We start from the raw sequence: 12,219 nt of genomic DNA, 5'->3' as shown, positions 1-12,219 counted from the left end.
CGGTACGGGCAAGGGTTGCAGCGTTGTTGCGCGCTCTGTGACCCAGTCCACCGAGCCCGACGTCGGGAAAGTCCTGGACCTGGAGCGCACTCCAGGTCCTAACGTCGAACGCGTGACCGCAGCACCGACCCGCCGCTGGTGGATCCTCGCCGTCATCGGCGTCGCCCAGCTCATGGTCATCCTCGACAACTCGATCGTGAACATCGCGCTGCCCTCGGCGCAGGCCGACCTCGGGTTCTCCGACGCACAGCGCCAGTGGGTGGTCACCGCCTACGCACTCGCGTTCGGCAGCCTGCTGCTGCTCGGCGGACGGCTCTCCGACCTGTTCGGGCGCAAGGCGGCCTTCGTCGTGGGGCTGATCGGGTTCGCGGTCGCCTCCGTCCTCGGCGGTCTCGCGCCCGGCTTCGGGCTGCTCGTCGCGGCCCGCGCGCTGCAGGGCGTGTTCGGCGCGGTGCTCGCGCCCGCCGCGCTGTCACTGCTCACGACGACCTTCCCCGCCGGCCGCGACCGCGCCCGCGCCTTCGGCGTGTTCTCGGCGCTCGCCGGGTCCGGCGCCGCGATCGGACTGCTGCTCGGCGGCACGCTCACCGAGTACGCCGACTGGCGCTGGTGCATGTACGTCAACGTGGTCTTCGCGGTCATCGCCCTGATCGGCGCCCTGCTGCTCATGCCGGCGCACCCCGCGGGCGACCGGCCGCACCTCGACATCGTCGGCACGGTCCTCGCCTCGGCCGGCCTCTTCGGCGTCGTCTTCGGGTTCGCCACCGCCGAGACCGACGGGTGGACCTCCTGGCCCGTCTACGCGTTCCTCGCGGCGGGTGTCGTGCTGCTGGCGGTCTTCGTCGCCGTCCAGCGGGTCCGGACCGCGCCCCTGCTGCCGCTGCGCGTCCTGCTCGACCGCTACCGGGGCGGCTCCTACCTGACGATCCTCATCCTGACGACGGGGATGTTCGGCCTCTCGCTCTTCCTCGCCTACGTGATGCAGACCGAGCTCGGACTCTCCCCGGTGCTGACCGGCGTCGCGTTCCTGCCGATGGTCGCGTCGATCGTCAGTGCGTCGACGACGGTGCCCGCGCTCGTCCTGCCCCGGCTGGGTCCGAAGCCGCTGATCTTCGTCGGCCTCCTGCTCGGCGCGGGTGCGCTGTTCTGGTTCTCGCACCTCACGCCCGGGTCGAGCTACGCGAGCGGTGTGCTCGGCCCGCTGATCCTCATGGGCCTGGGCATGGGCACCGCGATGTCGACCTCGATCAACACCGCCACGCTCGGCGTCGCGCCGCAGGACGCCGGCGTCGCGTCGGCGACCGTCAACACCATGCAGCAGGTCGGGGGCTCGGTGGGGACGGCGCTGCTCTCGTCGATCGCGGGGACCGCGACGGCCACCGCACTCGGGGTCGGCCTCGCACCCCGCGCCGCGGCCCTGGCCGGGTACGACCGCGCGTTCCTCGTCGCCTCGGCGATCTTCGTGGTCGCGGCCGTCGTCTGCGGCCTGCTGGTCCCCGCGGGACGGCCGCACGCGACGGTGTCGGACTCCGGCCCGGCGCCGCGCGAGCTGCCGGCCGGCGACTCCGACTCCTGGGGCGGCCCCGAGACCGTCGAGGAGGTCACCGTCCCCGGGCTGTCCGGGCGGGTGCTCGACGGCGAGGTCCCGGTCGACGGGACCGTCACGCTCATCGACGCCCTCACCGGCGCGCAGGTCGGCACCACGCGCACCGACGACGGGCACTACCGCCTCGAGGTGCCGCGGGCCGGGGAGTACCTGCTGGTCGTCTCCGCTCCGGGGCGGCGCCCCCTCGCCGAGCGGGTCCGGGTCTCGGCGCCGGAGCTGGCGATGGCCCGGGACGTGCAGGCCTGACTCCCCCTTCCTGCCACGGGGGTCGGGCCCTACTCCGGGTCGTTCGGCGTGTCCGGGCCGGCCCGGTAGGGCGTGGTGACCCCCTCGTACATGAGGTGCGCGACCAGGCCCTGCTTCGGGTGGGCCAGGTTGTGGCAGTGGTCCATCCAGATGCCGGGGTTGTCGGCGACGAAGGCGACGTCGTAGGTCGCACCGTCGGGCACGTCGAGCGAATCGATCCACCACGGGCTGCCCGTGGCGGGCGCGCCGTCGCGGGCGAGCACCACCGCGTGATGTCCGTGCAGGTGCATCGGGTGCACCTCGCCGGAGGAGTTGCTGATCCGCATCCGCACGACGTCGCCCTCGCGCACCATGAACATCGGCACGTCGGGGTACATCCCGCCGTTGATCGTCCAGTAGAGCCCCGGCACGCCGTCGACGAAGCCGGGACGACGCCCGATGGCGTAGTCGAACACGCGGTCGGGGACGCTCGGGTCGAACCCGAGGGGCGCGGGCGAGCCGTAGGTGAGCAGGTCGACCGTCGTGGACGGGACGGGTGCCGGCGCCCCGCCCCCGCCGACCACGACCGCCGCTCCCCCGAGCTCGACCCGGGCCGGCGCCGTGACCTCGAGGTCGGCCCGCCCGCCGGCGGTGACCGCGAGGGCCGCGCCGGTCACCGGGGTCGGGGCGTGCACGTCGGTCCCGTCGACCGCCAGCACGCGGTAGGGCGTTCCGGACCAGACCCGCATCGGCCCGTCGTCGGTGTCGGTGACGCGCACCCGCACGGTGCTGCCCGGTGCTGCGGGCACGGTCACCTCGCCCGGCGCGCCGTTCACGGTGCGCCGGCCGTCGAACAGGTGCACCAACGCGGTCGCCTCGGCGCCCACGCCCCCGGGTGGCACCACCACGAAGGAGCCGAACAGCCCGCCCTTCACCTGCTCGTCGGCCACCTGGTGCGAGTGGTACCAGGACGAGCCGACCTGCTCGGCGCGGAAGCGGTAGACGAACTCCTGCCCCGGCAGCACGGCGTCCTGGGTGACCCCGGCGACCCCGTCCTCGCCGTTCGGCACGTCCACGCCGTGCCAGTGCAGCGTGAGCCCACGGGGGACGTCGGCGTTCACCAGACGGACCGCCACCACCTGGCCGGCGACGGCCCGGATCTCCGGCCCGGGCGTCTGCCCGTTCAGGGTGTACCGCGAGCCCTCGGCCCGGGCGACCAGGGTGACGGTCACGTCCGCCGGCACCGTGTCCGGCAGCCGCAGGGTGTCCACCGACCGCCCGGCCGTCCCGTCGTGCCCGGCGGTCATGGCAGGCATGGTCGGCGGGCCACCGCCGTCGTCGGGAACGCCCATCCCGGCCACCGACCAGCTGCCCGCGGGCAGGCTCGCGGCCCAGAACCAGGCGAGCGGGGCGAGGACGACGAGCGTCGCGAGCAGCGCGACGACGGTGCGACGACGGGTCCGGCGGCGGCGCGGGGCGACCACCGCGGCGGACCGGGCGTCGGTGAGCACCTCAGACGACGGGCGCGTGGTGGGCGCCCGCGGTGGCCGGCTCCCGGACCGCGACCGCGGTGCTGCTCCGCCGCGCGGCCACCAGCGCGACCACGAGCAGGCCCAGGGCGACCGCCCCGTGCAGCATCCCGAGCGCGGGGACCGAGTGGGCGAGGATGCCGAGGGCGACCTGCACCACCACCAGGCCGAACGCCGCTCCCGCCCAGGTCACCGCCCCGGGGAAGCGGGCGAAGAACGAGGACACGAGGAAGAGCAGGGCGAGGGCCGGCACGATGACGGTGCCGTTCATGCCGTGCACGGCGAAACCCGCGACCCCGTCGAACACGACGGACTCGCTCTCCATCCCGGCCTTGTCGAGCACCCCGCCGTTCTCGACCCAGGTGGACAGCCCGAACAGGGCCCAGGCGATCGAGGCGGCCTGCACGACGACCTCGAGGGCGAGCAGACAGGCCAGGACGCGGTAGACGGCGCGCATCACGGGATCCCCCGGTTCGTTCACGTGTGGTGGTGACCGCGAGTCAACCGGGGCCCGAGACCCGCACACTCCGGCGTCAACCCGCGATGTCAGCTACTCTAAGTCCACACTGTGACGACGGTCCTAGTCTTTCCGAGTGAACTCCTCGTCGCACCGCCGGGGACACGCGGCCCGACCCCTCCGACACGACGCGTCACCGATCGGTACCTTGGGGGCATGGCCGACAGCCTCACCGACACGACCACGGTCCCCGAGCTCGTCGGGCTCGCCGCGGCCGACGCCCACGACGCCGCGCTGGACGCGCGCCTGCTGGCGATCCCGCAGAACGCCCGGCACACCGGCGCGGGGCGCAGCATCATCACCAACCAGCGCCCGAAGGCGGGCGCCACCGCGACGCCCGGCGACACCATCATGATCTGGGTCGACGACCCGGCCGCGGGGCCCACCACCGAGGAGGGTCCCGACGACGACGGGTCCGGCGGCGGTGGCGGCGGCTCCCGCGTGCCCGACGGCCCGAAGACCACCCCGACCGCGGGCGCCAAGTAGCCCCAGCACCCCGGAGCCCGGCCCACGACCTCGTCGTGCGCCGGGCTCCCGCGTGTCCGGGTCAGTGCTCGAACTGCACCGCGGAGCGGGCGGCGATCAGCGGAGCGATCTGCTCGGCGATGATCCGCTTGTGCTCCGGGTGGTCCCGGTAGCGCAGGTAGGCGTCCCGGTCGGCGAAGGTGCCCGACACCGCGAACGACGCGTTGCCCTCGTTGATCCCGAGGTCCGGGCCGGCCTGCCAGGAGACGAGGCCCTCGAGGCCCTCCCCCCGGTCGATCCAGGACTGCAGGTTCTTGAGGATGTCCTCGACGGTCGCGGCCGAGGTGCCCTCGACCCAGCTGAACGTGACGACGTGCGTGACGGCCATGCGCCCCACCCTGCCATCCCGTTCCCGACGACGGGTCGGTCCGTTCAGCCGCGCGATCTCGCCGCGAGGGGTACCACGCGGCTCGGCGGGACCTCGTCGTCGATCTCGTCGTCGATCTCGTCGTCGATCTCGTCGTCGATCTCGTCGTCGGGGCCGGGCTCCGTGTCGGCCGGCTCCGACGATGTGGCGGCACTGCCACTGGATGCCGGCAACGACGCTTTCCTGTCACCGGAAGGGGCGCCGGAAGTGGCGCCGGGGAGGGGCGGCAGCGCCGCGAGCCCGGTCCGGGCCCGGGCGACCACGGCCGGGTCGGCGGCCGCCAGGGCCGCGGTGAACGCGTCGCGCGCGGCGACCAGGTGGCCGACGGAGGACTCGAGCGTGCCGAGCTGGCAGGCCGCCTCGACGGCGAGCGCGGGGTCGCGCGAGCGGCGGAGCACGGTGAGCAGGGCCCGCGCGTCGGCGATCCGCCCCTGCCGCAGCGCGATGTCGGCGAGCACGACCTGCACGCCCAGCTGGTCGGCCGCCCGGTCGAGGTGGCGGCGGGCGCGGTCGAGGCGGTCGTAGCGGTAGAACACCAGCCCGAGCCCGCGGTGGGCCGCGCGGGCCTGCTCCTCGTCGCCGACCGCGATGACGAACGCGAACCACTGCGCGGCCTCCCGGTCGCGCTCCAGTCCGGCGTACCCGCGGGCGATCCGCAGGGCGACGACCGGACCGAGCGGGTCGGGCTCCAGGTCGGCGACCATCGCCGCCGCGAGGCTGTCCAGGCCGCCGGCGAGCATGGTGCGCGCGGCGGTGTAGCGCGCGTGGTGGTCCAGGCGGCCCGCGATGCAGCGGACGAGTTCCTCGGAGGGCAGGCGGGCCAGGTCGACCAGTGCGCGGGCGGGCGCGAGGTGCCGCTCCCCCGCGCGGGTCGTGCGCCGCAGCCACCCGTCGGTGACGAGACCGGCGACGATCTCCGCGACGTCGCCGGTCGCGTCGTCGGGTCGCAGCGCGGCGAGGGTGTCGAGGTCGAGCGCGGTCGGGATGCCGAGGCGGTGCCAGACGGCGGCCAGCCGGACCACGTCCCCCGAGGGCCCGGCGAACGCCTCCCGGGCGGCCTCGAGCGGCGCGACCAGGTCACCGAGGCGCCGGCCCGTCATCCGCTCGGCCCCGAGCTCCGCGACGAGACCGTGGGACTCGCGGCCGACGACCTCGGTGGCGGTCACCGGGGCGACCACCACGGGTGCGAACCGCGGCGCCGCGAGCTCGCCGCGGGAGAGCGCGGTCAGCCCCCAGCGCGCGGTGAGGACCAGCCGCACGACGGTCGTCCGGTCCTGCCGGCAGGCGGCCAGGAGGTCGTCACGGACCTCGTCGAGCAGCGTCAGCGGGGCGTCGTCACACCACACCAGCACCGGCCGGGACGGGGTCGCGCGTCGCCGGGCGCGCTCGACGACCTCCTCCAGGCGCACCCGGTACGGGTCGTCGATCTCGACGAACAGGTCGTCGGGGCGGTGCCGCCGCACCGCGTGCGCCGCGGTGCGCGTGACGCCGGCCGAGGGCGGACCGCTCACGACGACGACGGGGTGCGTCGACGCGGTCAGCCGCTCGGCCAGGAGGTCGTCCGCCGCCCGCGGCAGGTAGTCGGCATCCCGCTCCCCCACCCCGACGTCGGGCAGCGCGGCGGTCGCGCCGACGCGGACGCCGACGAGCCGCTCCGCGACCCGACCGATCGAGACGGTCGAGAACCGGGAACGGCGGTCGGTCGGTGCCGGGAGGACTCCCACATACGCAGTGTGACGTATCTGTCGGTTTTCGGTCACGTTTCGTCACGCTTCCGGGCACGATCGAGAACGTCCGCCCCGTGTGGTGCATCCGCAGGTCGACGGCGGGTGCACCGCTGTCGTCGGGCGTGGGTGACGGGCCTGACGACGCCGCACGCGCCGGTCACACTGCGTGAACGACTCCGGCCAGGGTCCGGGTCAACGACGCCCGGGAGAAGTTCCGCTCCAGCACGGCCCGACCCCCGGCGCGCAGGTCCGCGGCGGTCCCGGGGTCGGTCACCACCCGTCGCACGGCGGCCACCCACGCCTCGACGTCGTCGTCGGCGGGCAGCAGCGCCGCACCCTCGGCCGCGAAGACCCCGGCGAGCTCGCTGGAGGCGGCGGCCACGACGGGCAGGTCCGCGGCGAACGCCTCGATCATCGACATCCCGAACGGTTCGCGGGGCGCCGGGTGCAGCAGGACGTCGCTGCCCGCCATCGCGCGGTCGACCCCGTCGCGGTCGAGGCCGCCGTGGAAGGTCACCGGCAGTCCCGCGGCCGCCACCCGCTCCCGGGCCGCGGCGAGCGCGCCCTCGTCGGGTCCGACCACGTGGCCCTCCAGCCCGGGGTGCTCGGGCGCGAGCCGCTCGACGACGTCGAGGAAGCGGGCGAGTCCCTTGCGCGGGTGCAGCCGCGCGCAGAACAGCAGGCGGGGTCCCGCGCCGGGCTCGGGCGCGGCGTCCGGCCGCGCCTCCGGGGCCCGGACCGCGTTGTGCACGACGACCGTGTTCGCCCGCGGCACGATGCCGAGGATCTGGTCGCGCTCGGCCTCGCCGAGCACGAGCACCGCGTGGGCCCGGCGGATCGCCGGGCGGGTGAACAGACGGTCCACCAGGGCGAGCGGGCCGCGCCACGGGCGGCACATGCCGTGCGTCTGGAGCACGTAGGGCACGCCGGCGAGCCACGCCAGCAGCGGCACCCAGATCATGACCAGGCCACGGTTGTAGTGGACGTGCACGAGGTCGAAGCGCCGCAGCCGCCGCACCAGCCACGCCACGAGGCCGGGCGAGACCGACAGGACGTGCCGGGCCACCGGCGGGGCGTACGCCCGACAGGACACGGTGTCGTGCCGCGACCAGCCCGTCCCGGCCGGGCCGCAGGCGACGGTGGTCAGCGTGACGTCCTCGACGCCCTCGTAGGACGCGGAGACGCCGAGCGCCGCGGAGACCGGCCCGCCGAAGGCGGGGTCGTAGGTCGGCAGCACCTGCAACAACGAGGTCATGGTTCAGCCCGCCCAGGAGCGCAGGAGCCGGGCGTCGGTACCGCCCGGCGCGGTCTTGTAGAAGCCCCAGCACGGCACGGTGCCGAGGGTGGTGGCGAACCGCGGGTCGCGCGCCACCGTCGATCCGCCGTCGGGGAGCCGCACCGTGGCGGTGTCGCCGGCGACGGTGACGTCGACGCTCGAGGGGGTCGGCCCCTGCGGCAGCGGCGTCCGGAAGGTGCCCTGGGTGACCACCCGCAGCGTCCCCTCCTCGACCACCCCGAGGAGCCACTGCGCCGGGGTGAGCACGAGGTGGCAGTGCGCGTTCACGAACGGCACGGCGGTCCACGCCGCGAGGGTGAGCGCACCCTGGGCCGACCCCGGGCCGAAGGTGAAGGAGGCCCCGATCCGCCGGACGCGCGCCCGCATCTCCTGCGCGATCGAGGAGGAGGACAGCCGGTCCGGCAGGGCCGGCACGAGTGCGCCCGCGACGACCGACGGCGCCGATCCGGCACCGTCACGGACCACCCGGAACGGCACGCCGTCGTCCCCGAGGTCGGGGGCACTGCCGTCCGGCCGGGCCGTCCAGTCGGTGTGCAGCCGGACGTCGGGCCCACCGGCTGAGGCCTCCGAGGCCTCCGAGGCCTCCGACGCCGAGCACGCCGTCGCGAGCACGAGGGCCGGGACCCCGAGCGCGAGCCCGGCGAGGGCCCGCCGTCGGGAGAGGGGGACGGTCACCGCCGACCCGACCGCGGCGGGTCGAGCCGGACGAACGGGTGGGGGCGGGGCAGGCGATCGAGGGTCCGCAGGAGGGCGGCCCGCCACGCCTGCCGTGACCGGCGGCGCCGGCGGGCGCGCTGCGTGGCGTCCTCGTCGGCGGCGGCCGACCATCCCGGGGCTGTCGACATCGTCAGCCCGCGATCGAGCGGCCGGCGTACCCGGACGCGTTCGGGAACGGCGCGACGTGCGCGGCGGGGCCCTGCAGCATCGACAGCTCCGCGTCGACCATGATGCGGGCGATCTCGGGGGCGAAGGTGCGCGGACGCCAGCCGAGTTCGCGGGCGGCCTTCGACGGGTCGCCGATCAGCGCGTCGACCTCGGTGGGGCGCACGTAGCGCTCGTCGAAGCGGACGTGGCGGGTCCAGTCGAGCCCGACGTGGGAGAAGCACATCCGCGCGAAGTCCTCGACGGTGTGGGCGGTGCCGGTGGCGAGCACGTAGTCGTCGGGCTCGTCGGCCTGCAGCATCGCCCACATGCCCTCGACGTACTCCGGCGCGAAGCCCCAGTCGCGGACGGCGTCGAGGTTCCCGAGGTGCACCACGGACTCGTGACCCAGGGCGATGCGGGCGGCGGCGCGCGCGATCTTGCGGGTCACGAAGGTCTCGCCGCGGCGCGGGGACTCGTGGTTGAACAGGATGCCGTTGACGGCGAACAGGTCGTACGCCTCGCGGTAGTTGCGGGTGGTCCAGTAGCCCAGGACCTTCGACACCCCGTAGGGCGACCGCGGGTGGAACGGGGTGTCCTCGCGCTGCGGCGGCGGCGTCGCGCCGAACATCTCCGAACTCGACGCCTGGTAGAAGCGCACGTCGAGCCCGATCATGCGAATGGCCTCGAGCAGCCGGATGGTGCCGATGCCGGTGGTGTTCGCGGTGAACTCCGGCTCGTCGAAACTGACGCGCACGTGCGACTGGGCGGCGAGGTGGTAGACCTCGTCGGGCGCGATCTCGGAGAGCAGCGAGACCAGGCGCGAGGAATCGGTGAGCTCACCGTGGTGCAGGTGCAGTTTCGCGCCGTGCTCGTGCGGGTCGCGGTAGAGGTGGTCGATCCGGTGGGTGTTGAACGTCGAGGCGCGGCGGATGAGGCCGTGGACCTCGTAACCCTTGGAGAGCAGCAGCTCCGCGAGGTAGGACCCGTCCTGGCCGGTGATGCCGGTGATGAACGCGGTCTTCGGTGCGGTCGGGCTCACGTCGATGTCCTCCGGGAATTGCTGTGCGGGTCGGGAGGTGAATCGCGGGCGATGGCGATTCCGCTACGTCGGCCATTCCCGGCGGAACGGCTCCCGTGATTCTTCCGTGACCTTCTCGAGCGGTTTCGGCACTGTTCTGGGCACGTCGTACGGATCCGACGTACGACCCCGGGAGCCATGTCGCGACCGGTGCGGCGTTCACCGGATCCGGTGACGGGGCGGCCCGATCACGCGGAACGGGAATTCACCCGTCCGGGGTCAGAGGCCGGCGCGGGTCAGGCCGTCGGCGGTGCGGTCGGCCATGAGGCGGTGGCCCGCGTCGGTGGGGTGCAGGGCGTCGGCGCCGATCAGGGCCGCGCCCTGCGGGCCGGCGAACCACCCCTCGGTCATGGGGTCGATCCACACCGCCCCGGCAGCGCGGGCGGCCTCGCCGACCGCGTCGCGCACGGCGACGAGCCCGGCCGGCGGGACGTCGCCCGGCCACGCCGGCCCGATCACCACGAGCCGGGCCCCGGGCACGCGGGCGTGGACGTCCGCGTAGAGCGTGGCGGCCGCGGCCCCGACCAGCGCGGGCGGCAGGTCGCCGTCGTTGAGCGAGCCCTGCACCACGACGAGCTCCGGCCGCAGGGCCAGCGCGCCGTCGAGCTGGGCGGCCACGAAGCTCCCCGCGTAGGGGCGGGCCCGCAGGTAGCCCGTGCCCGGGATCGCGGTGTCGGTCAGCGCCCAGCCCCGGCGGTCGGCGAGCAGGGCGGTCCAGTTGGACCCGCCGAGCCCGCCCTGGACGGTGCCGGAGGAGTAGCTGTCGCCGACGACGACCACCCGGGACCCGGGACCCACGGCGGGGTGCGGCGCCAGGACGGTGGCGACGGCGACGGTCGCGACCAGCAGCACCGCGGCCGTCGTCAGGATGACGACGACGGCGCGCGGTACCCGGCGGAGCGGGGGTCCGGCGACGGGACCCGCCGGCACGACGGGCGCCGGGCGGGTCCCGGTGCTCACCGGTGGCGGCCGGTGACGGCGGGCGTGGTCCGGTCCGGCTCCCCGCCGGGTGCCGGCACCGCCGCGAACTCCTGCCGCGGACCGGGTGTCGGGGCCGGGGCGGGCGTCGGGGCCGGAGCGGGCGTCGCCCTGCCGCGGCGGTCGGGCTCGGCGTAGTAGTAGCCGGCGTAGTAGCCGTCGGTGCGGTCCTTCGTGCGGTTGAGGACCACGCCGACGTGGGTCACCCCGGCCGTCTCGAGCATCTCGTGGGCCCGGCGCACGAGCGCGGTGTTGGTGAAGCCGGCCCGGACGGTGAACACGACGCCGTCGGCGAGCCGGGCGAGCGCGAGCCCGTCGGCGACCGGCAGCAGCGGCGGGGCGTCGATGAGCACGAGGTCGTAGCGCTCGCGCAGCCCGGCGAGGAGCTCGGCCATCTGGGCCGACTCGATCATCTCGCAGGGGTTCGGCGGGCGCGGCCCGCTCGCGAGCAGGTGCAGCCCCGGCACCGGGCCCTGCTGCAGGACGTCGTCGACGTCGGCCTTGCCGGTGAGCACCTGCGTGAGGCCGGCGTCCTCGGACAGGCCCAGGTACTGCGCGGCCCGCGGCTTGCGCAGGTCGCCCTCGATGACCAGCACCCGGCGCCCGGCGCCGGCCTGCGCGAGGGCGAGGTTGACCAGCACCGTGGACTTGCCCTCGTCCTCCACCGAGCTCGTCACCGCGAACACGGTGGTGGCCCGGTCGAAGTCGAACATGTCGAAGTTGGTGCGGACCGCGCGCATGCTCTCCGCGATCGGCGAGGACGGCCGGTCGCGCAGGAACAGCGGGACCGACTCGACGGTGCGGTCGTCGGCGAGCGTGCCGAGCAGCGGCTTCGGGACCACGGTGGCGAGCTGCTCGGTGCTGCGCACCGACCGGTCGAGCGTGCGGCGCAGCACGGCGATCGCGATCCCGAGGAGCAGGCCCGCACCGAGCCCGATCCCGAGGTCGACCAGCGGGCGCGGCGACACCGCGGACGGGTCGAGCAGCGGCCCCTGCACGACGGTCGCGGTGACCGAGGGCGGCAGGGCGGAGTTCGCGGGCTTCTCGAGCTGCGCGATCAGCGCCGGGAACCGGCGGCCGATCGCCCCGGCGATGGCCTCGGCGCGCTCCGGGGAGACGTCGGTGACCTCGGCGGTGAGCAGGACGGTGTTCGGCGTGACGCTGGCGGAGACCTCGTCGGCGATCGCCTGCGGGTCCTCGCGGAGACCGAGGTCGGTCGCCACCTCCTGCCCGAGCCGGTAGCTGGACAGCAGCTCGGTGTAGGACTTCACGCGGTCCTGGGAGAGCAGGCTGCCCTGGTAGGCGTCGGTGGAGCTGGAGTTCGTCTGCTGGGTGGAGATGTAGAGCGTCACCGAGGCCGCGTACTTCACGGGGGCGACGAGGACGAGGATGCCGGCGACGACGATCCCGAGCAGGCCCGCCGCAACGATCACCCGCCACTGCTGGGTGAGGAGGTTCAGATGGTCGCGCGCGGTCACCGTGCGGTCCTTCCGGATCGGGGAGTAC

12 protein-coding genes are annotated in these 12,219 nt (G+C 74.8%); 2 read left to right on the top strand and 10 right to left on the bottom strand.

Annotation, left to right across the window (positions count from 1 at the left end; all coding sequences use genetic code 11):
- Nucleotides 1-112 precede the first annotated feature (112 nt).
- On the top strand, nucleotides 113-1,852 hold the full coding sequence (locus tag QSK00_RS07370; protein WP_352231098.1) for an MFS transporter: 1,740 nt from the start codon (nucleotides 113-115) through the stop codon (nucleotides 1,850-1,852).
- Between the two features lie 29 nt (nucleotides 1,853-1,881).
- On the opposite strand, the gene QSK00_RS07365 is transcribed toward QSK00_RS07370, so the two are convergent.
- Together QSK00_RS07365 and QSK00_RS07360 are read right to left on the bottom strand one after the other, a co-directional pair.
- Entirely contained in the window at nucleotides 1,882-3,342 is a 1,461-nt protein-coding gene (locus QSK00_RS07365) for a multicopper oxidase family protein (protein WP_285589068.1), read from the bottom strand.
- Nucleotide 3,343: 1 nt separating this feature from the next.
- The gene (locus QSK00_RS07360) at nucleotides 3,344-3,817 is read right to left on the bottom strand and encodes a DUF6220 domain-containing protein (protein ID WP_285589066.1); all 474 of its coding nucleotides are present in this window, start codon (nucleotides 3,815-3,817) and stop codon (nucleotides 3,344-3,346) included.
- Between the two features lie 216 nt (nucleotides 3,818-4,033).
- On the opposite strand from QSK00_RS07360, the gene QSK00_RS07355 reads away from it, so the two are divergent.
- Nucleotides 4,034-4,363: a PASTA domain-containing protein gene (locus tag QSK00_RS07355; protein WP_285589064.1), complete on the top strand. Its 330-nt coding sequence runs from the start codon at nucleotides 4,034-4,036 to the stop codon at nucleotides 4,361-4,363.
- A gap of 61 nt (nucleotides 4,364-4,424) precedes the next feature.
- Here QSK00_RS07355 and QSK00_RS07350 read toward each other — a convergent pair whose 3' ends face one another.
- The 8 genes from QSK00_RS07350 to QSK00_RS07315 all read right to left on the bottom strand — a co-directional run bounded on the left by QSK00_RS07350 (nucleotide 4,425) and on the right by QSK00_RS07315 (nucleotide 12,191).
- Nucleotides 4,425-4,730, bottom strand: coding sequence for a Dabb family protein (locus QSK00_RS07350; RefSeq protein WP_285589063.1), 306 nt, complete (start codon nucleotides 4,728-4,730; stop codon nucleotides 4,425-4,427).
- A 44-nt stretch (nucleotides 4,731-4,774) separates the two neighbouring features.
- Nucleotides 4,775-6,493, bottom strand: coding sequence for a hypothetical protein (locus QSK00_RS07345; protein WP_285589061.1), 1,719 nt, complete (start codon nucleotides 6,491-6,493; stop codon nucleotides 4,775-4,777).
- 160 nt (nucleotides 6,494-6,653) lie between these two features.
- Nucleotides 6,654-7,751 (bottom strand): glycosyltransferase family 4 protein, encoded by a 1,098-nt coding sequence (locus tag QSK00_RS07340; protein WP_285589059.1) that lies wholly within the window; start codon nucleotides 7,749-7,751, stop codon nucleotides 6,654-6,656.
- Nucleotides 7,752-7,754: 3 nt separating this feature from the next.
- Entirely contained in the window at nucleotides 7,755-8,468 is a 714-nt protein-coding gene (locus tag QSK00_RS07335) for a hypothetical protein (RefSeq protein WP_285589057.1), read from the bottom strand.
- Nucleotides 8,465-8,638 (bottom strand): hypothetical protein, encoded by a 174-nt coding sequence (locus QSK00_RS07330; protein ID WP_285589056.1) that lies wholly within the window; start codon nucleotides 8,636-8,638, stop codon nucleotides 8,465-8,467. Before QSK00_RS07330 ends, QSK00_RS07335 begins: the two co-directional genes overlap by 4 nt.
- A 2-nt stretch (nucleotides 8,639-8,640) precedes the next feature.
- Nucleotides 8,641-9,696, bottom strand: a complete 1,056-nt coding sequence (gmd, locus tag QSK00_RS07325) for a GDP-mannose 4,6-dehydratase (protein ID WP_285589054.1) — start codon at nucleotides 9,694-9,696, stop codon at nucleotides 8,641-8,643.
- 258 nt (nucleotides 9,697-9,954) lie between these two features.
- Nucleotides 9,955-10,695, bottom strand: coding sequence for an SGNH/GDSL hydrolase family protein (locus QSK00_RS07320; RefSeq protein ID WP_285589053.1), 741 nt, complete (start codon nucleotides 10,693-10,695; stop codon nucleotides 9,955-9,957).
- Nucleotides 10,692-12,191 (bottom strand): tyrosine-protein kinase domain-containing protein, encoded by a 1,500-nt coding sequence (locus QSK00_RS07315; protein ID WP_285589051.1) that lies wholly within the window; start codon nucleotides 12,189-12,191, stop codon nucleotides 10,692-10,694. The genes QSK00_RS07320 and QSK00_RS07315 overlap by 4 nt, the downstream gene beginning before the upstream one ends.
- Nucleotides 12,192-12,219 lie beyond the last annotated feature (28 nt).

This window comes from Actinomycetospora sp. NBRC 106378 (assembly GCF_030269685.1).
Lineage (GTDB): Bacteria > Actinomycetota > Actinomycetes > Mycobacteriales > Pseudonocardiaceae > Actinomycetospora.
This window is presented reverse-complemented; position numbering and strand designations above follow the sequence as displayed.

Coding starts and splice junctions, on each gene's coding strand:
- QSK00_RS07330 (WP_285589056.1), bottom strand. CDS start 8,638: ATGTCGACAGCCCCGGGATGGTCGGCCGCCGCCGACGAGGACGCCACG.
- QSK00_RS07340 (WP_285589059.1), bottom strand. CDS start 7,751: ATGACCTCGTTGTTGCAGGTGCTGCCGACCTACGACCCCGCCTTCGGC.
- QSK00_RS07360 (WP_285589066.1), bottom strand. CDS start 3,817: ATGCGCGCCGTCTACCGCGTCCTGGCCTGTCTGCTCGCCCTCGAGGTC.
- QSK00_RS07350 (WP_285589063.1), bottom strand. CDS start 4,730: ATGGCCGTCACGCACGTCGTCACGTTCAGCTGGGTCGAGGGCACCTCG.
- QSK00_RS07355 (WP_285589064.1), top strand. CDS start 4,034: ATGGCCGACAGCCTCACCGACACGACCACGGTCCCCGAGCTCGTCGGG.